The organism is Paenibacillus sp. sptzw28 (assembly GCF_019550795.1).
Lineage (GTDB): Bacteria > Bacillota > Bacilli > Paenibacillales > Paenibacillaceae > Paenibacillus_Z.
On record NZ_CP080545.1, the window covers coordinates 1074879 to 1100190 of the forward strand.

The 25312-nt window shown below is 51.0% G+C and carries 17 protein-coding genes and 1 pseudogene; 13 read left to right on the forward strand and 5 right to left on the reverse strand.

Going from position 1 to position 25312, the window contains the following annotated elements; all coding sequences use genetic code 11:
* Positions 1 to 609: 609 nt before the first annotated feature.
* On the reverse strand, positions 610 to 1656 hold the full coding sequence (locus KZ483_RS05035) for a permease (protein ID WP_220353268.1): 1047 nt from the start codon (positions 1654 to 1656) through the stop codon (positions 610 to 612).
* Between the two features lie 157 nt (positions 1657 to 1813).
* On the opposite strand from KZ483_RS05035, the gene selD reads away from it, so the two are divergent.
* Together selD and mnmH are read left to right on the forward strand one after the other, a co-directional pair.
* Positions 1814 to 2863 (forward strand): selenide, water dikinase SelD, encoded by a 1050-nt coding sequence (gene selD, locus KZ483_RS05040; RefSeq protein ID WP_220351626.1) that lies wholly within the window; start codon positions 1814 to 1816, stop codon positions 2861 to 2863.
* A 36-nt stretch (positions 2864 to 2899) separates the two neighbouring features.
* Positions 2900 to 3970 carry a tRNA 2-selenouridine(34) synthase MnmH gene (gene mnmH / locus KZ483_RS05045; RefSeq protein WP_220351627.1) on the forward strand — a complete coding sequence of 357 codons (1071 nt, stop codon included), beginning with the start codon at positions 2900 to 2902 and terminating at the stop codon, positions 3968 to 3970.
* 66 nt (positions 3971 to 4036) lie between these two features.
* Here mnmH and KZ483_RS05050 read toward each other — a convergent pair whose 3' ends face one another.
* The 3 genes and pseudogenes from KZ483_RS05050 to KZ483_RS05060 form a co-directional block, all read right to left on the reverse strand.
* Complete coding sequence (locus KZ483_RS05050; RefSeq protein WP_220351628.1) at positions 4037 to 5419, reverse strand: hypothetical protein; 1383 nt, start codon at positions 5417 to 5419, stop codon at positions 4037 to 4039.
* A 232-nt stretch (positions 5420 to 5651) separates the two neighbouring features.
* A complete protein-coding gene (locus tag KZ483_RS05055) occupies positions 5652 to 7013 on the reverse strand; it encodes a sensor histidine kinase (protein ID WP_220351629.1) in 1362 nt (453 codons plus the stop codon).
* A pseudogene (locus KZ483_RS05060) lies at positions 7010 to 7696 on the reverse strand (response regulator transcription factor). Before KZ483_RS05060 ends, KZ483_RS05055 begins: the two are co-directional and overlap by 4 nt.
* Before the next feature lie 166 nt (positions 7697 to 7862).
* Here KZ483_RS05060 and KZ483_RS05065 point away from each other — a divergent pair.
* Genes KZ483_RS05065 through KZ483_RS05080 form a run of 4 tightly spaced genes read left to right on the forward strand, consistent with a single transcriptional unit; the run spans position 7863 to position 9940 of the window.
* Entirely contained in the window at positions 7863 to 8267 is a 405-nt protein-coding gene (locus KZ483_RS05065) for a DUF6220 domain-containing protein (RefSeq protein ID WP_220351630.1), read from the forward strand.
* Entirely contained in the window at positions 8264 to 8503 is a 240-nt protein-coding gene (locus KZ483_RS05070; RefSeq protein WP_220351631.1) for a hypothetical protein, read from the forward strand. The genes KZ483_RS05065 and KZ483_RS05070 overlap by 4 nt, the downstream gene beginning before the upstream one ends.
* Positions 8463 to 9710, forward strand: a complete 1248-nt coding sequence (locus KZ483_RS05075; RefSeq protein ID WP_220351632.1) for a multicopper oxidase family protein — start codon at positions 8463 to 8465, stop codon at positions 9708 to 9710. The genes KZ483_RS05070 and KZ483_RS05075 overlap by 41 nt, the downstream gene beginning before the upstream one ends.
* 29 nt (positions 9711 to 9739) lie before the next feature.
* Positions 9740 to 9940, forward strand: coding sequence for a DUF5957 family protein (locus KZ483_RS05080; protein ID WP_220351633.1), 201 nt, complete (start codon positions 9740 to 9742; stop codon positions 9938 to 9940).
* 15 nt (positions 9941 to 9955) lie between these two features.
* Here KZ483_RS05080 and KZ483_RS05085 read toward each other — a convergent pair whose 3' ends face one another.
* Positions 9956 to 11314: an N-acyl-D-glucosamine 2-epimerase gene (locus KZ483_RS05085; RefSeq protein ID WP_258881542.1), complete on the reverse strand. Its 1359-nt coding sequence runs from the start codon at positions 11312 to 11314 to the stop codon at positions 9956 to 9958.
* A gap of 394 nt (positions 11315 to 11708) precedes the next feature.
* On the opposite strand from KZ483_RS05085, the gene KZ483_RS05090 reads away from it, so the two are divergent.
* The 7 genes from KZ483_RS05090 to KZ483_RS05120 all read left to right on the forward strand — a co-directional run bounded on the left by KZ483_RS05090 (position 11709) and on the right by KZ483_RS05120 (position 25233).
* Positions 11709 to 12431 (forward strand): Stf0 family sulfotransferase, encoded by a 723-nt coding sequence (locus tag KZ483_RS05090; RefSeq protein WP_220351635.1) that lies wholly within the window; start codon positions 11709 to 11711, stop codon positions 12429 to 12431.
* A 286-nt stretch (positions 12432 to 12717) separates the two neighbouring features.
* Positions 12718 to 13611 carry an SDR family oxidoreductase gene (locus tag KZ483_RS05095; protein ID WP_397376150.1) on the forward strand — a complete coding sequence of 298 codons (894 nt, stop codon included), beginning with the start codon at positions 12718 to 12720 and terminating at the stop codon, positions 13609 to 13611.
* Between the two features lie 189 nt (positions 13612 to 13800).
* Positions 13801 to 15102 carry an MFS transporter gene (locus tag KZ483_RS05100; protein ID WP_220351636.1) on the forward strand — a complete coding sequence of 434 codons (1302 nt, stop codon included), beginning with the start codon at positions 13801 to 13803 and terminating at the stop codon, positions 15100 to 15102.
* 437 nt (positions 15103 to 15539) lie between these two features.
* Positions 15540 to 16514, forward strand: coding sequence for an ABC transporter substrate-binding protein (locus KZ483_RS05105; protein WP_220351637.1), 975 nt, complete (start codon positions 15540 to 15542; stop codon positions 16512 to 16514).
* A gap of 37 nt (positions 16515 to 16551) precedes the next feature.
* Positions 16552 to 18111 carry a sugar ABC transporter ATP-binding protein gene (locus KZ483_RS05110; RefSeq protein WP_220351638.1) on the forward strand — a complete coding sequence of 520 codons (1560 nt, stop codon included), beginning with the start codon at positions 16552 to 16554 and terminating at the stop codon, positions 18109 to 18111.
* A complete protein-coding gene (locus KZ483_RS05115; RefSeq protein ID WP_220351639.1) occupies positions 18112 to 19089 on the forward strand; it encodes an ABC transporter permease subunit in 978 nt (325 codons plus the stop codon).
* Positions 19090 to 19206: 117 nt separating this feature from the next.
* Positions 19207 to 25233, forward strand: coding sequence for a GH32 C-terminal domain-containing protein (locus KZ483_RS05120; RefSeq protein WP_220351640.1), 6027 nt, complete (start codon positions 19207 to 19209; stop codon positions 25231 to 25233).
* Positions 25234 to 25312: the final 79 nt, after the last annotated feature.

Here is a 25312-nt window from a genome sequence, read left to right on the forward strand (position 1 = left end):
GCCGCGGCTATAGCTGCGGCCTTTTTTGTCAAGGAAACAGCCTGTCTGAAGAAACAGCCGCCAGCGTTACCGCCCAATCCGCAAATATGCTGAGAAAGCATGGATTCTCGCGAGTGGCGGATACAATACCCGGTATCGGCGTTATACAGGCCGAGGAGATGATCCTGGAAGTAAAGAGCAGAAGCGCACAACGATTTAATCGGCCACATGCTAACCTACTCTCATGCGTTGAATATTTTGTTCGACCTGGGCCATGAATCTTATTTCAGGAGAGGCGTCGCTCCTCTGTTGAAGCTGGTTAAGGTGCTTTCCATTCTAACAAGGAAAGGTTTTTTTTGTTTTATATTTTAGGTTAAACCAAAACGGAGCAGGTCGAATGATTCTGGAGAAGAGTCAGCGGTCGCCTTTGTTCGGGGATTCCCACTTTAGCTCATCTATTCAAGGAATCCCCGAACAACAGCGATCGTAAGAACATTCGACCCGCGCAGTTCCCTGTGTTTAACCCAAATTAAAAACGAGGGGCCGTCCCATCGTCATCTTTGATGACTTATGGGACAGCCCCTTCTTCTATATTCGGAAAGTACAAGTGTGAACGCGGTGCAACTAAATCTATAAAACTAAGATTCCGGTCAAACCGCTCAAGATCCCGATCGCTATAACCGAAATAAGAACGAATGCCAGCACTTTACGGGGGAAGGTTTTAGCCACCATCAACAATGACGGCAGACTAAGGGCCGGAAGAGTAAGCAATAAAGCGGCCGCAGGCCCGGATCCCAATCCTAAAGACAGAAACGACTGCAGGATTGGAATTTCCGCAGCGGTCGGAATGACAAAGAGAGCGCCGGCTATCGCAAAAATGACAATGGCCCAGAAACCGCTCCCCATCTCGACCGGAAATAACCAGGTCTGTAAAGCGCCAAGCAGCAATACGGAGATCAAATAGGCGGGCACTACGCTGATCAGCATTGTCCCCAAGCTCCTGAGCCACCGAACCCATAACGCTCCCTCCGGCTCCGGCAAGCTTGCTGCTTCTGTCATGCTTTCAGGAATTGAAGTTTGTGTTGCAAACCGGTTTGCGAAATAGCTGATTCCGAATGTGAGAATAAGGCCAAACGCCAGACGGATGAGAGTGAACTTCCAAGATAAGACGAATGTCATAAAAATCAGCGTCGCAGGGTTCAGGACGGGATTTCCGAGCCAAAACGCGAGGCTTGCGCCGATGGATACATTTCTTTTGCGTAAGCCCGATGCGATGGGCGCCGCACAGCAGGAGCACATCATGGCCGGAATAGCGGCGGCACCGCCTATGAACGTGCTTTTGAATGAGGCTTGCCCGAGTACCCTGTAAAGCCACTGGACGGGAAGAAGCACCTGCACCAAGGATCCAAGTAAAATCCCGAGAACCGCAGCTTTCCACACGGATTTGAAATAAGCTGCGGCGTATCCCGCGGCTGCTTCCCATGACGGTACTGCATTGGAGAGGATCGAGGATCCGATTGAATGCGAGCTGGCGGCAGTGAAAGCTTTATGATAATAGGGCCACCACTTTACGTAGAAAAGACCGGCCAAGGCGATGGTGACGAATAAACCGATCAGTAAAGCGGTTTTAATCGTTTTTGGACGGCCCTGCAATATGTTTTCACTTATTGGCAGCATATTTTCCTCCGATTGATTAACGTAATTGAACATTAAGCATTATAGCATATTTAAGGCTTCTCTACTGCGAATATTTGCGTTTCTCTTAAAGGAAGGGTACGATTCAAATAGTGCTGTTTGGTATCGTTTAAATAGAGCTCGAAAGGAATGTGCGCGTATGAATACAGCTGAAAATGTGAAATTGACTTCTTTGTCAAGTAAGGGAGGCTGCGGCTGTAAAATCGGTCCGGCCGATTTGATGCAGGTCATCCGCAATCTACCCGCCTCGGAACCCAACCCGAACCTGCTTGTCGGGCTTGATACCAGCGATGATGCCGGCGTATACCGGATTAATGATGAGACGGCGCTTGTTCAGACCGTGGATTTTTTCACACCGATTGTGGATGATCCATATGCATTCGGACAAATCGCTGCGGCCAACGCGATCAGCGACATATATGCAATGGGCGGCAAGCCGTTAACGGTATTAAATATCGTCGCTTTCCCTATATCGACATTGGACAAGCAAATTCTGTCCGACATCCTGCGCGGTGCGGCCGATAAGGTCCGGGAGGCGGGGGCCACGCTTGTCGGCGGTCATTCCATTGACGATAAAGAGCCGAAGTTCGGCCTTGCAGTAACGGGGATCGTCCACCCGGATAAGGTGCGAACCAACGCCGGCGCGAAGTCCGGTGATAAATTGATTCTTACCAAGCCGATCGGCGTCGGGATCATGACAACCTCAATTAAGAAAGACCAGTTAACGGCGGAAGAGACGGAGCGGGTTACCCGTGTTATGGCTGAGTTGAATAAAACCGCTGCCGAGATCATGGAGCCCTATGATGTGAACGCCTGCACGGACGTCACCGGCTTTGGATTGCTGGGACATGCCCTGGAGATGGCCAAGGGAAGCGGTATGGGGATTAAAATTATACAACGCGATGTTCCTCTTCTCCCGCGCGTTAGAGAGTTGGCAGAGAAGGGGTTTGTGCCGGGAGGCACAAAAAATAACTTTGCGCATGTACAAGGCAGCATTTCCTTCCCGGATGATATGGACCAGATTGACCGCTGGATTTTATGCGATGCGGTTACGTCCGGCGGATTGTTGATTTCGGTGACGGAAGCCCAATCGGAGCAGCTACTTCAGCAATTAAAGCAAGCAGGGGTTGAAGCGAGCATGATCGGTGAAGTAACGCAGCTCCATCCAGGTCAAATCGTGGTTGAATAAAACGACAAACATTAAGGCAGAAGGAGTCTTCCAAATATGTTTCAGGATATAACGCTGGAGGAATGGGCGGATCTCAGACTGAGGAAGGAGCTTGTTCCGATCGATGTAAGGTCACCCTCTGAATATGCCGAATCAACCGTTCCCGGCAGCTTGAATATCCCGTTGTTCAATGATGAAGAGCGCGCCGAGATTGGGACTATTTACAAGCAGGTCAGCGTTCAAGCCGCAAAGGAAAGAGGTTTGGAGATTGTTTCGGCGAAGCTGCCGGCCTTTATCAAGCAATTTGCGGAGATTAACGAGAAAAAAGCGGTGTTCTGCTGGCGCGGGGGAATGCGAAGCAAAACAACGGCAACCGTATTGTCATTAATGGGCATTCATGCTTACAGACTTTCCGGCGGTTATCGTGCATACCGGCAGTGGGTCGTCCATACCTTGGGAACGATGTCGTTGCAGCCGGAAGCAGTTGTCATTCACGGAAATACGGGGAGCGGGAAGACGGCCCTTTTACGAAGATTGAAAGACCGGGGTTATCCGATATTGGATTTGGAAGCATTGGCCGGTCATCGCGGTTCCATATTCGGACAGATCGGGATGAAGGCGCATAATCAAAAGACATTTGACTCGTTACTTGTTGATGAGCTGATTCAATTACAGGAATCTCCGTACGTTTTATTCGAAGCTGAAAGCAAGCGAATCGGTAAAGTCGTGCTCCCGGAATTGTTGATTAATGCGAAAGAACAAGGGCATCACATTTGGATCGAAATGCCGATGGAAGCACGGATACGCACAATCCTGGAGGATTACCAGCCTTGGGAGCATCAAGAAGAATGCCTGCTTGCTTTCCGGCAGATCAAATCCCGTTTGCATACGCCGATCGCCGCGGAGATCGAAAGCTGCCTTAAAGAGGGGCGCTTCGAACGTGCAGTCGAGCTGCTTCTCATCTATTATTACGATCCTCGCTATAGTTATGCAGCCGAGCAGTACAAGCCTGAGGGCGCGACGATTCTGTCCGTCCAATCGGTCGATGAAGCACTGGCAGCAGTAGAACGGGTGCTTCAGACAATAAAGCCGGCTTCAGGTGACCTGAAAAGCCGTAATCCAATATAAAACAAAAACCCGGCCGCATGATGTCATGCGCCGGGTTTTTGCATTAAAATCTATAAGCTGTGTGCCTTACTTAAAATCGTCACCGGTTAAATAATTGTAGAACGGCCGGTCGACCCAGAACGTATAGGTCGAGACATGCGCCTCCGGGGCGATTTTGCGGAATCCGGCTGCGATCGATTCGGAGTCTTTGTTCAAGGAGAAGGACTGAGCGTAATACGGTCCGTCTCCGGTAATTTTATTGTTAGTAATGATATCATAGTCTTTGAGTTTGGTAAGTGAATAGTAAAGCGGCTGCCACCAAGAACCGGCGATAAGGCCCTTGGTATCGTCGCTGTTCTTCTTGGCGTATTGAAGAACGATCGGCTGGAAACGCTCTTTATCGGCCGCGCTTTTGAACTCGAACGAAATGTCGTATTCTTTCGCGGAAGCAATGTAGTTTCCGTTTGCCAGCTTTTTGTAACGGTTATCGTTATCGGGTGACGGCTCACCCCACTCCAGCAGGTGAACGAAGGCTGACGTTTTCGGCTCGAACTGTACCTTGGCGTCGATTCCTTCGCTGCGCAGGAGGCCGATCAGCTGGACGGCGTGTTTAATGTCGGAATGGCCATAAGTTATCGTAAGCGAATCGATAAAGTTGGGATCGTAACGGGAGTCTTTCAGATTGTATCCAGTCACAAGTCCCTGCTCGAGCGCATCGTTAACGACAGCTTCAAGCTCAGGCGCTTCAATAACGTCAGACGTGCGGTAGGAGTCGAACAGCTTGGCGTAAATGTCCGCGTCGCTCGTCCGGCCGATATAATGCTCATACAGCCCCTTTGTTGAGAGCACTTGACCGAGCAGCTGCTCCACGAAGGCTTTGGTGGCGGGCGCGCCGGGTTTCAACTCCTTGTAGTAGGCGGGCGCGACAAGTCCCGCATCAATGGCGGCAGCGACTTCCTGAGCGGCCGTCACCGACTGAAACACATCCGCCTTCAAATGAAGCTTCGTGAGACTGCTTGCCGTCTTCGACTGCGGGTAGGAGTAGGCGAGTTCGCTCAAATCTGCCGCTTTGACCGCGATAAATAGTGCTTGGAAGGCACTCAAAGTCCCTGACGCACGTACTTCAGAGCCGCTTAGAATACCGTTTCCGCGAAGTGCGGCGGCGGCTTCATAGAACGGGCTGGAAGCGTCCAAATCGCTGAATGCCACGGCTTCTGCGGGCGGCTTCAGCTGCAGGATGCGGGCGACGGTCTGAATATAATCGCCTTTGGTCGAGCGATCCGGCACAACGACTCCGAACTTTTCCTTCAGAAATAAGGGGTAATCCTGCTGAATGCCTTGTTCGGCCACGGCCGCCACGGGCGACGGGTTCAGCCCGGCGTGTGCCGCCGTTACAGAAACGGTCAGCAGCATTGAAACGGAAAGTACGGCTGCAGCCAGCCATCTGGGGTGCTTGTACGGTTTACGCATCCAAAAACCTCCCAAGAGAAGTTAATTCCGACTAAATAAATTGGAAATATTTACATCACTCTATCATCCGAATAAATCCCTTGTCAATATAATAAGATCATAACGCTGTAAACCTGGTCGACTTCCTTGAGCATGGATTAATTCTTCCGAAAACATGTCATCCGTTCAGAGAGCTTATAGTTTGTGGAGGTTGACAGACCTATGGCCGTTTTTCGAAATGGAAAGTATTCAATTATTCCGCAGTGATCGGTAATTGGATAATAAAGGTCGTGCCTTGACCGAATCGGCTTTCTACTTCAATGGTACCGTTATGGGCCAATACGAACTCCTTGGCGATCGCAAGTCCTAATCCCATGCCGCCGCTGTTGCGTGTGCGCGCTGCATCTGTTCGATAAAAACGATTAAATATGAAGGGAAGATGCTCTGCGTCAATTCCCGGACCGGTATCGGCAACTGTAACGCGCAGCATGTCAGCAGAGCCGGTGTGCACTGGGACGTATTCGACGGTAATTGTGACCGAGCCTCCTGGGCGGGTATAGCGTACGGCATTGATTACGAGATTCATAAATACCTGCGTCATCCTATTCGGATCGATAAGGATTGTGGGAGAGAGGGTCTCCATATCCAGTTCAATCTGAATTTGTTTGCTTTGGGCGTCACCCGAAACCCTGTCGATAACCCGCTGCAGCAGGGGCGAGACATTGGTGGGCTTCCGCTCAATCGACAGCTTCTTGGCCTCGGCGAGTGAAAGCTGATACAGATCATCGACAAGACGGGTCAAGCGGATCAACTCATCCTGCAGCGGCAGCAGCATTTCCGGATCGATGGAGCGGCCGCTCTGCTGCACGAGATCCAGCTTCCCGCGAAGGATCGTGATCGGCGTTCTAAGCTCATGGGCGACGTCCGCGACAAAATTGCGCCTAACGTCCTCAGCCCGCTGCAGCTGCTGGGACATATCGTTGAATGCCCGGGCAACAGTAGCATATTCATCCTTGCTTATAATTGGAGCTTGAATCCCGAACTCGCCTTTACCCAGGCTCTTAATGGCCGGAATAAGCAGTCGGATTGGTTTTGTCAGCCGTTTGGACAACCAGTAGGCAGCAAGGAGAGAGAGAATAGTGAACACGATGCTGCTTGCCAAGAGTAGAACCGACACCGAACTTCCGATGCCCAGCTGAATGATTGACAAGTTGGCCACTTCCGGGTCGTGATAATACATTAGAGCGATAGTCTTACCATTTAATTGAAGAGGGGTTCGAATTCCCAGTTTTGTGATTTGTTCCACGTCGGCGGTTCCTCTTTGGTACAGTGGCTTTTGTTCGGTAGACATCAGCAGATAACTTGTGTCCGCAGGACTCTCATGGTCTCTCTTTTTTATTGCCGGTGCCTGCTGTACATTCTCCCATGTACCTCCGCTCTTCCTGTAATAGTCTGTAAAAAGCTTGGATAAACTATCGATCTCGTAAGTTCTGTCCGCAATCCGTATGTGCTCAAGCGTTGCTTTCACTACAAATTGCGTCAACAGTATGAATACCACGCTCATTGCAACGATAATTGCTGCCATTGCTAGAAACAGCTTGCGCCGGATTGTCATGGCCGGTCTCCGAAGCGGTAGCCGAATCCGTAGCCGGTTTGGATAAAAACCGGGCTGGCGGGGTCGTCTTCGATTTTTTTTCGAATCTTGCTGATATGGGCGTCAACCGTTCGCTCGTCATTCAAGATGTCGTCCTCCAGTGCTGCTTGCAGAAGCTGGAGCCGGCTGTAGACAATCCCCGGTTTGGCTGCCATAGTGAGCAGTATTTTGAACTCTGTAGGCGTCAGTTGGAGTGCTTCTCCTCTTTTCCATACTCGGCATTGCACTTCTGAAATTGACAGCTCACCGCGTTCGAGCGTTTGTAAAGCTAGCTCGCTTCCTTCCATCCGCCGCAGCAGGGATCGGATCCGTGCCACGAGCTCCCGCATTGAAAAGGGTTTAGCCAAATAATCGTCGGCGCCGACCTCAAGCCCTATGATCTTGTCGGTTTCTTCGGCTCAGGCCGTAACCATAATAATACCTACACGGCTATTCCTGCGCAGCTCCCGGCATACGTCGAGGCCGTTCATCTCAGGCAGCATCCAGTCGAGCACAATGAGTGAAGGTTTAAACTCCGCAGCCTTCCGCAAAGCTTCATTGCCCGTTTTAGCGGTAACGATCTCGTATCCTTCCTGGCGTAAGAAAGGCGCCATGAACTCCAGCACCTTCTCCTCGTCATCCACCAGCAGCAATGTATGCTTCATTTCCTTCACCTACCTTGGTTTAGCAGCTTTATTACATACATTATACATACTCATATCGCCCGATTGGGAAAATTCACGGGAATCGCAACGGAACATCACAAGTTCACAACATCTTGTTGTTAGTATGGTCTTATCTTTAAAAACCAAAGAATAAGGATGATTTCAGATGACAGATTTCCGATCAAACCAAGTGGCCCGATTATCGGGTTTTATCTTTCTGGGCCTCTCTTGGCTGCTGGTTGCTTGCATTATTATACAGACATTCATCGCAGGCATGGCAATCTTTAGTGATGCGGCCCAGTGGAGCAGTCATGTCAGTTTTGTGCATTTGTTTGAGTTTTTGCCGATCCTGATGCTTATTTTTGCTTTCGCCGGCCGTTTACCGAGAGTGCTGGGCTGGCAGACGTTTGCCTTATTCTTACTGCTCTTTTCCCAATATTTTACGGCTAATCTGCCTGGGGCGGGGGCGTTTCACCCGGTGATCGCCCTGGTTCTGTTCTGGCTCTCCTTCAGGGTCGCCGGGCAGACAGCGCGCTTGAACTCCGGCTTGGGAAAGGAAGAAGTAAATTGAAGCCATTCATTTACCGCTTTAACCGCATATTTCTGCTGCCGCTAATGCTGGTAATCTGCATATCACTCACAGCCTGCGGCGGGTCGATTCAGGGGAAGGTTCCGAGCGAGATCGACATGGGGGCTGCGAATCCCTCACATGAAAGCCATGGCGGTCATGGCAGTGCTTCGGAAGGGCACCAAATCCTGCGCGGATATGACGGAGCAGCCGTCAAGCGGGCCTGTCCGCACGTTTGAACTGAAGGCAGCCAAGACCTCGCTTGTACTGACCGGCGGAAAAAAGAGCAAAGCATGGACCTATAACGGCTTCACCCCAGGACCGGAGCTGCGGGTGCGGGAAGGGGATCGTGTTATTGTAAATCTGGTTAATGAGAACATCGATAAGGGAGTAACGATTCATTGGCACGGCGTCGTCCTTCCTTGCTCACAGGATGGTGTGCCGGGTGTAACCCAGAATGCCGTATGGCCTGGCGAACAATTTACTTATGAATTTATCGCCGGTCACCCGGGAACGTATTGGTATCATTCCCATCAGCAAAGCTCCCAGCAGGCGAAGATGGGACTAATCGGACGGTTAATCGTCGAACCGAAGGGGGAAACGTTCCGTTATGACCGCGATTATGCCGTGACCCTTCTAGAGTTGAACGATAAGCACAAGTTAACCAACGGTGTTTTGGGTGGACTGAACTTAAGCGCCAGACCGGGGGAAACCGTACGTCTGCGGCTGATCAACGCTTATAATCTCGTTCAGTGGATGAGTGTGGCAGGTGCAGATTATAAAGTTATATCGATCGATGGGCAGGATTTAAACGGTCCCGGCTTGATCCGCGGCGAATGGATTCCAATTGGAGGCGGGCAAAGGTATGATTTGCTGTTTACGATGCCGGAAAGCGGTCAGGTAAGGGTGTACAGTAAGACGGAGAAAAATTGGAGCATTGCACTTGGAGAAGGTGAGGTACCGGAGGATGTGGATAAAGACGCAAAGGCGTTTGATTTTACAGCCTACGGAACGCCTAAGGACGATGGAATATCACCTCAGATGAAATTTGACCGGGAATACGATATGGTGCTTGGTCCGATAACCATTAACGGAAAAACCGGCCATCACATTCCGCCGCTCATGGTGAAGGAAGGGGAATGGATTAAAGTACGGCTCAAGCACGAATTAGGGTCCGAGCATCCGATGCATTTACATGGACATCTGTTTAAAGTATTGACGAAAAGCGGAAAGCCGCTGACCGGAAGCCCCATTTACGCGGACAGCATTTTGCTTTTCAAAGGCGATGAATATGAAATTGCCTTTCATGCGAATAACCCCGGCTTATGGATGACTCATTGTCACAATCTGGGACACGCTGCCGCAGGGATGACGATGATGGTCAATTATGAAGGAGTTTACACGCCTTACCGGGTCGGAACCAAGTCGGGAAATATCCCGGATTAATATATATTCCAGAAAGGAGAATGTGTGAAATGAAAACAATAAGCCAAACCGTGCTTGCCATTATCGGGGGATTTCTTGGGGGATTTGTTTTGTTCGAGCTGATTGTAAGAACGGCGCTTCGCACGTTGGACAGTGTTCCGATTGCCTTAATCGGGACATTGTCCATGGTAATACCCTTTATGGGTGCCGTTATAGCAGTATGGCTTATTCGCAGGAGGCGACGTTCATAACATTTTCCACCATGATTATGATTTCGAACGTCTGTGAACATGGGTACTCCCGCCCACCACATTGGCAGGCTGCGTCTTGTTGTACAGCCAATACTGCGGGGTATCGGTCACGTTCGCAATGTGAATCTGGAACTCTTTGTTCGGCAGCTGGCTGGAACGGATCAGCACCCGGTTTCCATCGACGGTGACCGCCTCAGAAGGGAGAGCGAACCTCTGCCCGTCTGTCAGGACGATAAAGCTGTTTGGCAGGTGAGCGGAAGCCGGATCGATCCTTTTCTGGAACGAAATGATGGCGCTCTCCTTATCGGGACGTTGAATGGCCGTCGGAAAGGGGGCTTCGGTATACATGTAACTGCCGAGATGGTACTCGTAAGCCGTCCACGTGGAGAAGCCCATTTCTTGAGCGGTCCTATGAAATTGCCGGAGCCAGCTTCGGTCCTTCACCATCGAGAGGCGGGAGCCAATATCGGCTTGGACGCCCAGCGGCAGATCAGGATGAACGGATCGTATTTGGTCAATGAAATTCTGATAATTGCGGATATAGCTGCCCGGCAGCACCCCCTGCGGCTTCATCCAATCCGGCCAGTGCGTCTGCAGAATGTGAAGGTCGGGATCAACTGCGCTGATCATTCGGGCTGCATCGAGACCTTGATATTCCCTCAGCCGATGAACCGAATCGAGACCGGCGTCGACGGCGAGAGACCAAGTCGCTACGAGAATATCCTTCCGCGAATCCCGTACCCCGCCATATCCGTTAATCAATTCAGCGAGAAAGCCATTAACCGCTTGGACGCGGAAATCGACCCATTGCTCATACAGCTCCGGATTTTTTAAATAGTAATCCGATGCGGCAGGATCGGTAAAGTTCGGCATTAACCTGCCGGTTGCTTGCAGGAACGCCTCTTGAGCGAGCGGTCCGACATCCCCGTAGACACCGCTGTCGATGCCGTCCCATTCCGGTAAATAGGGCTCAGCCACCTCGATGCCATCGAACGGGTATTCCATTACAAGCCGGACAAGCGCTTGTTTCTTCCAGGTTCGATATCCTTTGCTGAAAGGGGAGAAACGATAATAGCCGTCATTAACGGGCTTGAGCAGCTTCATCTGCCATCCGGGCCACTCGGCCGGGAATTGTTCGACCGAATAGGAGCCGTTGCCCAGCACAGTCGCCCACACGGCGACACCGCGCTCATGGAAGGCGTCTATAAGCGCACGGTCCACGATATTTTCATTTACGACGAAATAACGGACTGAAGTGTAGCCGTTCTGCAGGATTTCATCCGCGATGCTTTCCGGAGAACGGTTCCGGTAATACAAGAAACCGGGGTCGATCTGGATAGTCGGGCCGTAAAGAGCCGCCTTATTCCGTTTCATGGTCATTTCCTCGCATTCTTCATCAGAGTATAAACCTATCTTATGCGTATTAACTGTTTCTGTATGAAGGCCGCGCCCGCCGCTTATCTGGATAAACGATGAGGGCAAATTGATCGATAACGGAACTCATGAATTGCTTAAACGAGCGGTAGAAACTCTGGTGGAAGCGATCCGAGCCAAATGATGTGTTGCATCATCGCGGCACTAAACAGTTATACTGAAACATTACCTTGCCCCTCTGAATCCCGGTTCTTAAACTAAGAATGAAACTAGTGGAAAATCGTTACGAGACGGCAATCATGTATGCCGTAAGCCGTAGATGGACATCTGTTCATCTACGGTTTTTGCCGTTTATACCGATGCTTAATCACATTAAGGAAAGGACGATGACCGAATGAAACCGGAGCAATGCTACACGATATGGTTTTCACAGAGAACGGGAAGCACTTTGCTGAATACAGCACTTGCATCAACGGGGGTAGCGGGGAATCCTGGAGAATGGCTGCATGGGAAAGACCCCAAGAGGATGACGCGGGAGGATTTGGAACAGATGTGGAAGGAGGGAGCTTCGCCAAGCGGCATTTTCGGACTGAAAACAAGCTTTAATGCCGAATGGCTTTCCGCATTTCGAAACATCTTCCAATTACCGCAGACGGCCACGAGACCGAGCATCTGGCGTGCAGCTTTTCCGAACTGCAATAAACATATCTATATGACCCGAAGAAATAAGGTCCGATTGGCCGTATCCTGGTGGAGAGCGATCGTATCGGGAGAGTGGCATCGGCGTTATGGGGAAAAGCCGCAGGAGCACGATATTGCAGGCCAATATAATTTCGACGCGATCAACCATTTGTACATTGAATGCTCATTAAGGGAAGCCGCGCTGGAGGACTTTTTCTCGGAAGAAGGCATTGTGCCGCTTACGATCGTCTATGAGGATTTCATTCTCGAATATGAAGCGACGGTACTAAGAGTATTGGAATTTCTTAATATCAAGACCGATTCCGTTAAAGTCGCGCCGCCGGCTTTAGATAAGTTAGCAGATGACATCGCCGAGCAGTGGGTGCAGCGCTACCGTCAAGAGCGCCAAGCCGGCTGGGAAAGACTGGCCTGGTGATCGCGCGGCACCAATCCGTTTTGCATATGGAAGAAATGTACGCGGAGAATGGTTCGTTTTGGATAGATGAATCCAAAGAAGAAGGAGACAGACTCTCAATACAGCAGCTTGAAGAGCTGTGTAATTGGCAATCAAACCCCTTGGCGGCACTTCCTCAATGGTTATCGATACTCGCTGGAAAGATAACTACCGATCCCTAAGCTCTTACTATACATCCCTGAGCCGCGCACAATCAATCGACAATGGGCATAAGTTAGGATATCTCAGCTATCAAGAAGGACGGGATATGATGAAGCCCATCTACGGAAGTTATACCGAGTGTAAAAGGATTCCGGTTTATTATCCGCCGCAGTACCAACCACAGCAGCCAGGTATCGAAACATACATGATTCCAAGACCCGTTTCCGAAAACCCCGCATATACGGGAAGCGGAAAACTGCGCGATAAAGTTGTAATTATAACAGGCGGAGACAGCGGGATTGGAAGGGCTGTGACGTACGCGTTCGCCAAAGAAGGGGCGGACATCGTCGTCGTCTATTACAATGAACACGGGGATGCTCAGGAGACGATGGCAAGGGTCAATCAGCTGGGCCGAAGGTGCCTCACGCTCGCCGGAGATATCGGTGATGAATCGTTCTGCAGGCATGTGGTGGAAATGACGATCCGCACTTTCGGCCGAATCGACTGCCTGGTTAACAACGCGGCGGTGCAGTTTTATCAGGAGAGCATTGAAGGCATCACACGCGAGCAGCTGGAACTAACCTTTCGGACGAATATTTTTGCCATGTTCTATCTCACCAAAGCGGCCCTCCCTTACCTGAGACCAGGAAGCACGATCATCAATACCTCGTCCGAAACGTCATTTGTGGGATTCAAAGGGCTGATCGATTATTCGGCCACCAAAGGCGCGATTACCACGTTTACGCGTTCCTTAAGCATGTCGCTGATCGACCGCGGAATCCGTGTAAATGCAGTTGCTCCGGGTAGAACGTGGACGCCTCTGCAACCGGCATCGCTGCCTCCGAATATTTATATGTCGGCCGGTTTTGAACATCCCATGAAACGGGACGCTCAGCCTTGGGAGATTGCGCCTGCATACGTCTACCTGGCATCTAACGATTCCACCTATGTGATGGGACAGGTGATCCATGTTAACGGGGGGACGTATTTCGGTCAATAACCGTTCGGGGGTATCGCGATGGCTCACAGTATTTTTGCATATATACTTCGGGAAAATTTGTAATAGTTTTAAGTGTCATGATTACATCCTCACTCCTTTGTATAAATATATCTAGAGATGCTTGATGATGGCAGGACGCAGCCATATTAGGAGCATTTAACATCGCATTCTTAGGAGGAGGACGTCACAATGAATCATCTCACTGAGCGTGAAAACACGAGGAGGATTACTAGCAACATCTTCAAGGGTTCGGTTGGAAATCTGATCGAATGGTACGATTGGTACGTTTATGCTGCGTTTGCCGTCTATTTTTCAGCTGAATTTTTCCCGAAGGGAGATCAGACGAGCCAGCTGCTTAATACAGCGGCGATCTTCGCGGTTGGCTTCCTTATGCGCCCGATAGGGAGCCTCCTCCTCGGCCGCTATGCTGACCGTCATGGCCGTCGTGCCGCGCTTACGCTGTCTATCACCGTCATGGCCGGTGGTTCCCTGATCATTGCCTGCACCCCAAGTTACGGATCCATTGGCGTGCTGGCGCCTATTATTCTGGTTCTTGCGCGCCTTCTCCAAGGTTTGTCGCTTGGCGGAGAGTATGGAACCTCGGCTACGTATCTGTCCGAGATGGCCAGCAGCGGCCGCCGCGGCTTCTACTCGAGCTTCCAATACGTGACACTTATTGCCGGGCAGCTGGTTGCGCTGGGCGTCCAGATCATCCTCCAACAAATACTCAGCGAATCCGATATGAAATCATGGGGCTGGCGTGTTCCATTCGTCATAGGAGCAATGGGTGCATTGGCCGTATTGTGGCTGCGCCGCACGATGGACGAATCGGAGCAATTTTCCAAAATGGGCTCTGAAAGCAAGGCAAGCGCAGGTACAATCAAGGCGCTGATGAAGCACCCCAAGGCGGTGCTGACGGTGGTCGGACTGACGCTCGGCGGAACGGTCGCTTTCTATACATACACGACGTACCTGCAGAAGTTCATGGTAAATACCGTAGGAATCCAGAAAGAGGTCGTCAGCTGGATCAACTTTATAGCCCTTCTTGTATTCGTAATCCTTCAACCGCTTGCCGGTATGCTGTCCGACCGGATCGGACGGCGTCCGTTATTGATTAGTTTCGGTATCCTCGGGACTTTGCTGACGGTCCCGTTATTCTTGTTAATGCAGCAAACGAAGAGCCCTATTGGCGCTTTCTTGCTCATGATGGTCGGCCTCGTCATTGTTACCGGTTACACTTCCATTAATGCAATCGTGAAGGCCGAGCTCTTCCCTACAGAGGTCCGTGCTCTTGGGGTAGGCTTTCCCTACGCACTCACCGTTGCGGTGTTTGGCGGCACAGCCGAGTTCATCGCGTTATGGTTCAAAAGCATTGGATTCGAGTCGCTTTTCTATTACTATGTAGCCGTCTGCATTGCCGTCAGCTTCATCGTCTACTGGCGTATGGGTGAGTCTTCGAAGGTCTCCCATATCGAATCCGAAAAACGATAGATAAGTCAAAGTTATCGGGAGGATAGCGTCGGCAACTACTGCCTAACATAGTGACTTTCAATTACGGCAGCGCGGCCGTCTGACTGTGAAGTCCGGCGGCCGCCGATGCTCTTGCGTTCACTATTGATGAATATTGAGACGATAAAATAGGAACCAAGAGTTCTGTGTAATAGATAATGTCGCAAAAATTGGAAAAATGTGTTGACACAAATAATAGGGTTCCTCTATAGTACAAATTGTAAGCATTAAGTAAACGTTTACGTAAACGTTTATACAAAATTCAAAGATGCTGGTATAAAAAATTCGGATTCATTAGGGGGAAAAGAAAACGCTGCGGTCGTTAGGGGTCGCCAAAGGGGTTGATCAATTCTGAAAACACCTGTATGAAACAAGATTGATTATTCTATATCCCTTATAAATCATTGGAGGTAAAAAGCATGAAATCATATAAACTTCTCGTTTTACTGATGTTATCCTCGGTCCTGGTTCTTTCTGCATGTTCAATGAACAATCCCGGCAACAATGGCTTCAGCGATACGGCAAGTAATGAAAACGCTGCCAAAGGGAAAAAGCTTATGATCGGCTTGACGGTGCCGACACTCGGAAATCCTTTCTTTGTCTCAATGTCCAAAGGTGCGCAGGAAGTGGCAAAAAAGTATAATGCAGAAATTACTGTCGTTAGCGCTGATCAGGATCTGGCCAAGCAGACGCAGCAATTTGAAGACTTTATTACTCAAAAAGTCGATCTCATTCTGCTTAGTCCGTTCGATTCTAAAGGAATCGCAGGGGCCGTACAGCAAGCCAAAGCGGCTGGCATTCCGGTTATAGCCCTTGACGGCAGCGCAGAGGGCGGAATTGACTCCGTCGTTATGTCTGATAACGTTCAGGCTGGAAAACTGGCCGGCGAGTATTTGGCAAAGCGTTTGAACGGCAGTGGCAGCATTGTCGTCATCGATGGTCCGCCGGTGTCTGCCGTCACGGATCGAATCAAAGGCTTTGAGGAAGTCCTGAAAAATTATCCGGATATCAAAGTAGTCGCAAAACAAAATGGAGAAGGCAACCGCGAGAAAGCGCTCGGTCTTATGGAAAACATTTTGCAGGCAAACAAGAAAATCGATGCGGTATTTTGCATTAACGATGAAGAAGGTGTCGGCGTCAAAATCGCACAGGAACAGGCGGGACGTACGGACGAATTTTTTATCGTCGGTGTCGATGGCGCTCCTGGTGCAGCGGATGCATTGAAAGAGAAGAAAAGCTATGCGGCAACATCCGCTCAGTTTCCGAACCAGATGGCAATTCAAGGGGTTGAACTCGCACTGAAAGTCATCAAAGGCGAGAAAGTCGACCCGCAAGTACTCATTCCCACCGAGCTAATTACACAGGACAATGTGGATTCATATAGAGGCTGGTAATCGGGCAGCCGGAATAACTGTTCAGAGGGGTGGAACGATGGAAACTGTACTTGTACAAGCACCGGTTACGGAACCAGAAACGGCCAAACAGCTTGTTATGAAGATGGAGGCCGTCCACAAGTCGTTTTCCGGCGTCAATGTGCTTCACAATGTTCACCTAAAGCTCTACAAGGGTGAAGTCCACGCCCTTATGGGAGAAAACGGCGCAGGAAAATCGACCTTGATGAAAATTATGGCGGGGATACACAAGCCCGATTCAGGCTTGACCGTCTACAAGGGAAAAGAAGTACAATGGCATAATCCCTTGGAGGCCAGAGCCAACGGGATTAGTGTCATTCATCAGGAAATCAGCTTGTCGCCGAATCTGTCGATCGGTGAAAACATCCTGATGGGCACAACCTATCCGAAAAACAGATTAGGGCTCGTCAAATGGAGTGAAATCCATGAAAAAGCAGAGACGGTTCTCCGTTCCATCGGATCCACGCTAAATCCGAGGGCGAATGTCTCGACGCTCAGTGTTGCGCAGCAGCAAATGGTGGAGATCGCCCGGGCGCTGTCCTTTAACTCCGAAGTCCTAATCATGGATGAACCGACGGCTTCTTTAACGGATAGAGAGATCGAAAAATTGTTTATCATTATCGGGGATTTAAAACGTAAAGGCGTTTCGGTTGTATATATTTCGCATCGGATGGATGAGATTTTCCGTATTTCGGACCGATTTACCGTTTTGCGGGATGGTCATTGGATCGCCAGTGGTCCTATAACGGAAACGAATCCGAATCACTTGGTCAAGCTTATGGTAGGCAGGGATATGAAGGAGCTGTTCCAAAGAAAGCCGAAGGAACCCATGCGGGGCGAAATCAGCCGCAGGCCTGTCCTGGAGCTGCGTAATATCTCCGACAAGAAAAGGATAAAAGAGGTTTCGCTGCGGTTATTTCCCGGTGAAATTGTCGGTCTCGCCGGCTTGGTCGGTGCGGGTCGAACGGAGATGGTTCGTGCCATATTCGGAATTTCCGAGGTTATAGAAGGGGAAGTCTTGGTAGAAGGCAGACCGGTAAACATCAAGTCTCCGGGCGATGCTATGAGCTATGGGATTGCCCATGTGCCGGAAAATCGCAAAGAGCAAGGGCTGTTCCCTAACTTATCCGTGAAGGAAAACATTCTAATGGCACAAATGCGTACTTATAGGAAAGCGAGCATACTGCAGCACGGTAGAATGGACCGGGATGCGGACCGCTACATTAAGGATTTGGGCGTTAAGACCGCGTCGAAAGAGCAAAATGTAATGAGGCTCAGCGGCGGAAACCAGCAAAAAGTTGTGATTGCCAAATGGTTATCAATTGCGCCAAAGGTGCTTTTGCTTGATGAGCCGACCCGCGGTGTCGATATCGGTGCCAAAACTGAGATCCACAAAATCATCAGCGTGCTGGCTGAACAGGGAATGGCCGTATTGATGATTTCTTCCGAGCTGCCTGAAATACTGGGCGTCAGCGACAGGATTCTGGTAATGCACGAAGGGCGAATAAGGGCCGAACTGTCAAGTCTTGAAGCGACACAGGAAAAGATCATGTATTACGCAACGGGGGAGGTCGAATAGATGGAAACGAATATTACGGCTTCAATCGTTGATGAATTGGGGACGAGAAAAAAGGTAATGTACTATTGGAATCAGCTAGGAATGCTCATTATTCTTGTTCTTCTTTGTATTCTTATGGCTGTTTTTGCTCCCAATTTTGTGGAAGTGAGCAATGTACTAAACGTTTTGAAGCAGGTATCCATTACAGCCATTCTGGCAGCGGGTATGACGATCGTCATCTTGACAGGAGGTATTGATCTTTCTGTCGGCTCCACACTGGCGCTGTCCGGCGTCCTCTCCGTAATGCTTACAAATGCGGGACTGAACCCGATCTTATCCATGGCTGCTGGAGCTGCTGCCGGTTATGCGGCAGGCGCGATTAACGGTTATTTCACAGCGGTTACGAAACTGCCTTCATTCATCGTCACATTGGGCAGTATGACTTACCTTAGAGGGCTGGCTTACGTAATCAGCGGAGGGTATCCCCTCGTGCTCCAGAATAATTTGTTCAAATTCATGGGAGCAGGTTACATGCTGGGAATTCCGACCCCCATTTATATCATGGCTCTGGTGTATGTCATCATGTTTTTCATGCTTAAATATACGATGTTCGGTCGTCATGTCTATGCGATCGGCGGCAGTGAAGAGGCAGCCAGACTAACAGGCATTAAAGTGGAAAAAACACTGATCAATGTTTACTCCTTCAGCGGTCTTCTTGCAGGTATTGCAGGCGTGGTTATGGCGGGACGCTTATTCTCGGGACAGCCCATGGTGGGAGCGGGAGCCGAGCTTGATGCAATTGCCGCAGTAGTTCTGGGGGGGACAAGCTTTGTCGGAGGATTCGGCCGTATCCAGGGAACAATCATCGGCGTGTTGATCATGGGGGTCCTTACGAACGGGCTTACTTTGCTGAACGTTGATTATTACTGGCAGCTTGTCGTTAAGGGTGCGGTCATCGTCATTGCTGTACTCCTTGATCGTTTGCGCAGCAAGAGCTGAGGGATATACGGGTCCTCGTAAGCGGACCCGTATACATGCGGTACCAATGGTTTGCGATTCAGCGGGGTTATTGCAAGCGTATGCATTTCTTGTTTTTGAAAGGGGCATAGTCTGTAAATGATTATAAAAAATGAAAAGAAAAAGACGTTTGCTAAACTTGCGGAGAAATTGCTTGTTTTTATTTTAGTGACGGCGATTATTCAAATCCAGTCACCGGCACCATACGTTCATGCCGCTCCGGGTACGATTACGAATCCGAGCTTCGAAACGGGAGATCTGAGCGGCTGGACGACGGTCAGCGGCAGCGCGTTCAGCAGCGGCGATGTGGCGGTAGACAGCGATTATTGGAACAAGCAGTCATTTGGCCAGCATAACTTCTGGCATATTTGGGGCGGGAGAGGCGACAATTCCAAGGTCGGAGTCCTGAAGTCCGAGGCTTTCACGCTCGGCGGCAGCGGCCAGATTGATTTTCTGATCGGCGGGAACAGTGATATCGACAGCTTATATGTGGCGCTTGTCAGAAACTCCGACGGGGCGGAGCTGATGAAAGCAACAGCTAACAACTCAGACACGTATTCACCGGTTAACTGGAATGCGTCGGCTTATGCCGGCACGGTCGTCTACATTAAAGTCGTGGATAATTCGACAACCGGGCATATCAATTTGGATGACGTTAACGTACCGCAGAGCGCATCGCTTAACCGGCATGTGGAACCGGCGCTCTATAACCATGATTTTGAGCAGTCGGATTTGTTCCCGGCCGAAATCAAGGGATGGATCAATGTAAGCGGTGACGCCTTCACACCGGGCAGTCTGGTTCACGAGACAGAGTACAGCCAAGGCGGAAAGTTCAACCAGGCCGGAACCTATCATCTGTGGGGCTTCAAGGATGGAGGCGACAGCCAGGTTGGTGTTCTGAAATCGTCTACGTTCACGCTTGGCGGGAACGGCGGCATTGATTTTCTGATCAACGGAGGGCGGGACAGTAATAATCTATACGTCGCGCTGGTCAGAGAGTCGGATGGAGCGGAATTGTTCAAAGAGACCGGCCGCAACTCTGAAGCCTATCAGAAAGTATTCTGGGATGCATCTGCCTATATCGGTCAAGATCTTTATATTAAGATCGTCGATAATTCGACCGGCGGATGGGGACACATCGGAGTTGACGATTTTAACGTCGTTAATTCGAAATTTGCAGGAGGCTTGATCGGTCATTGGAAGCTTGATGAAGGTACAGGGACGAATGCCGCAGAAGCGGTCACGGGTACAACCGATCCTGTCTCATATTATTTGAATACCGGAGTGTATCAGCCTTCCCGGAATCCGTTGTGGAGAAGTGACGGTATAAGCGGCGGCGCGCTGTTGTTCGACGGATATTCCACATGGGTGAAACGGCCGGCGGATAAAATCCCGACACCGTCGAAGGCGATCACAGTTGAAGCGTGGGTCGCGCCGAGAAACTTCGAACACGGAGACGAAGGGCGTCTATCGGCAATTGTGAACCAGTATAACCGTGAAGCTAAAGAAGGGTTCATTCTCGGCAATTACAGGCACGGCACATGGGGTTTCCAGTTCGGTACGGGCGATAACTGGCGGGAAATCATGTCGGACAGCCTGCTGCCTTTGGATGAATGGTCTTATGTGGCTGCCACTTATGAAAGCGCCTCCGGCGTTGCGTCGTTATATCTGAACGGGAAACGGGTGGCCTCTGCCAATTTCCCGGCTGGCCAAACGATCGCTCCGAGCGCTACCGACCTGCTGATTGGAAAAAACAGCCAAGGCTTCTGGCTCTACGGGTTCAACTTGAACGCATTCAGCGGGCTTATCGATGAAGTGAAAATCCGCAATCAAGCGCTTGGCGCAGCGGAGGTCCAGAGCGCTTACCATAATTATATAAGCGCTTTGAGCGGCGGCAACTTGCCGACGGCTGACAACCGTATCGACCGAACCGTCCTGGCAGACGATTCGCAGCGTCCTCAGTTCCATGCCGAACCTCCAGCCAGCTGGCAGAACGAACCGGGCGGGCCGATCTATTTCAACGGTCAGTATCATGTCTTCTACCAAAGCAATCCTAGAGGACCTTTCTGGAATCATATCCGCTGGGGGCATCTGGTAAGCAGCGATATGGTGCATTGGAGAGACGCCAAGGATGCGGTCATCCCGGGCAAAAACGACGTCGATCCCGATGGCGCGTGGGCCGGCGGCTCGGTGCTTGACGGGAATGGCGTACCGGTCATCTTCTATACGGCGGGCGATGACCGGAGGACGCCGGGCCAACGGATCAATATCGCGCGCAGCACCTACCCCAAGGACGGGGACAACGACCTGAACCGCTGGGATAAAAGCCCTAAGGTGATCGTCGATCAACAGCCCGGCCAAGGCATCATGGGAGAATTCCGCGATCCGTTTGTGTTCAAGGACGGTAACACATGGTTCATGCTCGTCACCTCCGGCAAGAAAGACTCTGGCGGAAACGACGTAGGCGGAACGGCGTTGGTATACTCGACGACGGATCCGACCTTGGAGGGCGGTTGGACTTACCGCGGGGAGATGTATGCAGGAGACTACGCCGCATATCCGGAGACCGGGCGGGTATGGGAGCTGCCGATTCTGCGCCCGCTCGGCACGAGCGGCAAATATATTTTCCTGATTAATCCGGCAAAAATGTCGCGTCAGGAATACCAGTCCCGTTACACGTACTATTGGATTGGCACCTGGAATCCGGAAACGGCCCGGTTCACGCCGGATAATGACGCGCCGCAGCTGCTCGACGTCGGCGAGCACTTCACGGGACCGGCTGCCATGGTGACGCCGGACGGCCGGACTGTTATTTACAGCATCGCGCAGGGCAGAAGAACGGCTTCGATGGACTATAACGCCGGCTATGCCCATAACTTCGGATTGCCGCTCAGCGTCTACCTGCGTCCGGACGGGAAGCTGGGAATGGAACCGGTTTCCGAGCTGCAGTCGCTTCGGGGAGCACAACTGGTCGACATCACTTCAGATACTACCTTTGCAGCCGCAAACACGGCGCTCTCCGGAGTCAACTCGGATATGTATGAAATTGAGGCGGAGATTGATCCCGGAGCGGCCAACGAGGTTGGATTCAGCCTTCGTCGTTCACCGGGCGCGGAAGAGGAAACGGTCATTTACTACAAGAAGAGTTCGAAGGAGTTTTTTGTGAACCGCACCAAATCGAGTCTAAACCCCGACGTGGAGAAATGGTATCAGGGGGGAATCACAGATATCGGTTCGGAAAATATCAAGCTTCGTATTTACGTGGATCGATCGATGGTGGAAGCGTATTTAAACGGGCTGAAATCGTTGACTACCCGCGCTTATCCGAGCCGAAGCGATGCCAAGGGTCTGCAGCTTTGGGCAAACGACAGCTCGCACACCGTCGTCGTCAAATCATTGAAAGTATGGGCGATGAATTCGGCGTATCCGGCGGTTAGTCCGACGGGAGTTTCCGTGACACCGTCCGCTAAAGAGATAATCGCAGGCGACAGCGAACTGCTGACGGCCATTGTTTCTCCTTCCGGCGCGTCCGACAAAGATGTGATCTGGACGTCGGGCAACACGTCCGTCGCGACAGTTGTTAACGGCAGGGTCACGGCCAAAGCAGCCGGGACCGCCACGATTACGGCCAAAACCAGAGTCGGCGGATTAATCGGCAGCAGCACGATTACGGTTGTGCCCGAGCCCGCCCACGGTGAACTGGTCAATCATGATTTTGACGATAATTTGAGCGGTTGGACGATTCTAAGCGGTGACGCCTTCAGTAATCTTGATGTGACAACGGCGAATGATTGGGGATGGGGCGGGCCGTTCAACCAGAACGGTAACAGCCACTTATGGGGTGTCAAAGACGGCACGGATGCGCAAACCGGTTCGATGCGTTCGCAGAAATTCATTCTTGGCGGCAACGGTCAAATCGATTTTCTGATCGGCGGCGGCAACAATTATTATGATCTGTATGCCGCGCTAGTCAGGTCCTCCGACGGAAAAGAATTGTTTAGAGCAACCGGCGGAGACCGGGAAGCCTACAGCCGAATGTATTGGGACGCTTCCGATTATATCGGAACGGAATGCTATATTAAAATCATCGATAACGCGACAGGTGGGTGGGGACACCTGAATGTGGACGACGTCAATGTACCGACGCAAGAGCCTCTCACGGCAGCCATCGCCAATCCCGATTTTGAAAGCGGTAGTCTGTCCGGCTGGACGGTTGTGAGCGGCAGCGCCTTCAGCAATCCGGATGTGACTGCGGATTCCGGCTGGGGATGGGGGGGACCGTTCAATCAGAATGGAACGTACCATTTGTGGAGCTTCAAAGATGGCGGAGACAGCCAAACGGGGGTCGTCAAATCGACGACCTTCACCCTCGGCGGCAGCGGTTGGATCGATTTCCTGATCGGCGGCGGCAAAGACATAAACAATACATACGCCGCTCTCGTCAGAGACTCCGACGGTGCAGAATTGATGAAGGCCACCGGCTATAATGACGAAGCATATACCAGAGCATACTGGGATGCTTCTGCATTTCTGGGGGAGCAGGTATATATCAAAATCGTCGATAACGCTACTGGCGAATGGGGTCATATCAATGTCGACGATTTCCATGTCTATAATACATTGGGCGACATCACGGCCGGCGACAGATACCAGCAGTACCGACCGAAGTTCCATTTCTCGCCTGACCGCAAATGGATGAACGATCCGAACGGACTGGTCTATTACGGCGGAGAGTATCATCTGTTCTACCAGAACAATCCGACCGGCACAACGTGGGGGCCGACGTTCTGGGGCCATGCCGTAAGCACCGACCTGGTGAACTGGAAGGATCTTCCGGTCGCGCTTGGACCGGATATGAACGGATTTCCGTGGTCGGGCAGCGTGGTTGTCGATACCAATAATACAAGCGGATTTCAGACTGGAGCCGAGAAGCCGATGGTAGCCGTCTTCACGCACGAGAAGGCCGGAGTCCAGACGCAAAGCCTCGCTTACAGCAACGATAAGGGCAGAACGTGGGCCAAGTACGCGGGCAATCCGGTTATTCCGATGCCGGGCGGACTTGGTGTATTTCGCGATCCCAAGGTATTCTGGCACGCCGGGAGCAATCAATGGGTGATGGTCGTTTCCGCAGGCGATCGGGTACGATTCTATACGTCCGCCAACCTGAAAAGCTGGACCTACGCGAGTGAGTTCGGCAGAGCCGCTGGTTCCCACGCCGGCACATGGGAATGTCCGGATCTATATGAAATGGCGGTGGACGGCAATCCGGCGAACAAGAAGTGGGTTCTTGCGGTTAGTGTCAGCAGCGGCGCTCCAGCCGGAGGATCGGGCATTCAGTATTTCGTCGGGCAATTTAACGGAACAAGCTTCACGAACGATAATTCTGACGATACGGTATTATGGATGGATTACGGTTCAGACAATTATGCTTCTATTTCGTTCGGAGATGTGCCGGTCGCGGATGGGCGCCGAATCCTGCTTGGCTGGATGAATAACTGGAGCTACGGCCAAAGCATCCCGACCTCGATCTGGCGAGGCTCACTCACGATTCCGCGCGAAGCGAAGCTGGTAAGCGCCGGATCAGGCGTCCGATTGGCGCAGGCGCCGGTGACGGAGCTGAACGCTCTGCGGGGGGTGAGCAGCAGTTGGAGGAACCAAATTATTACGCCGGCAAGCGGCAATCTGCTAACCGGAGTGACGGGAAGCACGGTGGAAATTGTGGCGGAGTTTCAGAACGACACGGCCACGGCTTCCGAGTACGGATTCAAAGTACGCAAAGGTACGAACAAATCAACAGTTATCGGATATAACAAAGCAAGCTCCAAGCTGTTTGTGGACCGGACTGCATCAGGCGACGCCAAGTTCAACGCCGCCTTCGCTGCAAGGCACGAAGCTGCGATGACTCCAGACAACAAAAAGGTGAAAATCCGGATTTATGTGGACCGCTCCTCGGTCGAAGTGTTCGCCAACAATGGAATGACAGTGATCAGCGATCAAATTTTTCCTGCGCTCGCAGATGCAGGACTTGAACTGTATTCGACGGGCGGTAACGTGACCTTGAAAAGTCTCACCGTCTATCAATTGAATGCGGCGGAGAACGATTTGTATCACAGGGAAAAAGATTGACACTAATTAATCGAAATGCGTATAATAGAAACAATTCACACTAATAAAAACGATTACGTAAACGTTTTTTCCTGGGAGA

What these genes read in the sequence shown, in the direction of transcription:
- KZ483_RS05095 (WP_397376150.1), top strand. Translation starts at nt 12,718, where the DNA reads ATGATGAAGCCCATCTACGGAAGTTATACCGAGTGTAAAAGGATTCCG.
- KZ483_RS05080 (WP_220351633.1), top strand. Translation starts at nt 9,740, where the DNA reads ATGAAAACAATAAGCCAAACCGTGCTTGCCATTATCGGGGGATTTCTT.
- selD (WP_220351626.1), top strand. Translation starts at nt 1,814, where the DNA reads ATGAATACAGCTGAAAATGTGAAATTGACTTCTTTGTCAAGTAAGGGA.
- KZ483_RS05065 (WP_220351630.1), top strand. Translation starts at nt 7,863, where the DNA reads ATGACAGATTTCCGATCAAACCAAGTGGCCCGATTATCGGGTTTTATC.
- KZ483_RS05050 (WP_220351628.1), bottom strand. Translation starts at nt 5,419, where the DNA reads ATGCGTAAACCGTACAAGCACCCCAGATGGCTGGCTGCAGCCGTACTT.
- KZ483_RS05110 (WP_220351638.1), top strand. Translation starts at nt 16,552, where the DNA reads ATGGAAACTGTACTTGTACAAGCACCGGTTACGGAACCAGAAACGGCC.
- KZ483_RS05115 (WP_220351639.1), top strand. Translation starts at nt 18,112, where the DNA reads ATGGAAACGAATATTACGGCTTCAATCGTTGATGAATTGGGGACGAGA.
- KZ483_RS05085 (WP_258881542.1), bottom strand. Translation starts at nt 11,314, where the DNA reads ATGAAACGGAATAAGGCGGCTCTTTACGGCCCGACTATCCAGATCGAC.
- KZ483_RS05075 (WP_220351632.1), top strand. Translation starts at nt 8,463, where the DNA reads ATGACGGAGCAGCCGTCAAGCGGGCCTGTCCGCACGTTTGAACTGAAG.
- KZ483_RS05055 (WP_220351629.1), bottom strand. Translation starts at nt 7,013, where the DNA reads ATGACAATCCGGCGCAAGCTGTTTCTAGCAATGGCAGCAATTATCGTT.
- KZ483_RS05090 (WP_220351635.1), top strand. Translation starts at nt 11,709, where the DNA reads ATGAAACCGGAGCAATGCTACACGATATGGTTTTCACAGAGAACGGGA.
- KZ483_RS05120 (WP_220351640.1), top strand. Translation starts at nt 19,207, where the DNA reads ATGATTATAAAAAATGAAAAGAAAAAGACGTTTGCTAAACTTGCGGAG.
- KZ483_RS05100 (WP_220351636.1), top strand. Translation starts at nt 13,801, where the DNA reads ATGAATCATCTCACTGAGCGTGAAAACACGAGGAGGATTACTAGCAAC.
- mnmH (WP_220351627.1), top strand. Translation starts at nt 2,900, where the DNA reads ATGTTTCAGGATATAACGCTGGAGGAATGGGCGGATCTCAGACTGAGG.
- KZ483_RS05035 (WP_220353268.1), bottom strand. Translation starts at nt 1,656, where the DNA reads ATGCTGCCAATAAGTGAAAACATATTGCAGGGCCGTCCAAAAACGATT.
- KZ483_RS05105 (WP_220351637.1), top strand. Translation starts at nt 15,540, where the DNA reads ATGAAATCATATAAACTTCTCGTTTTACTGATGTTATCCTCGGTCCTG.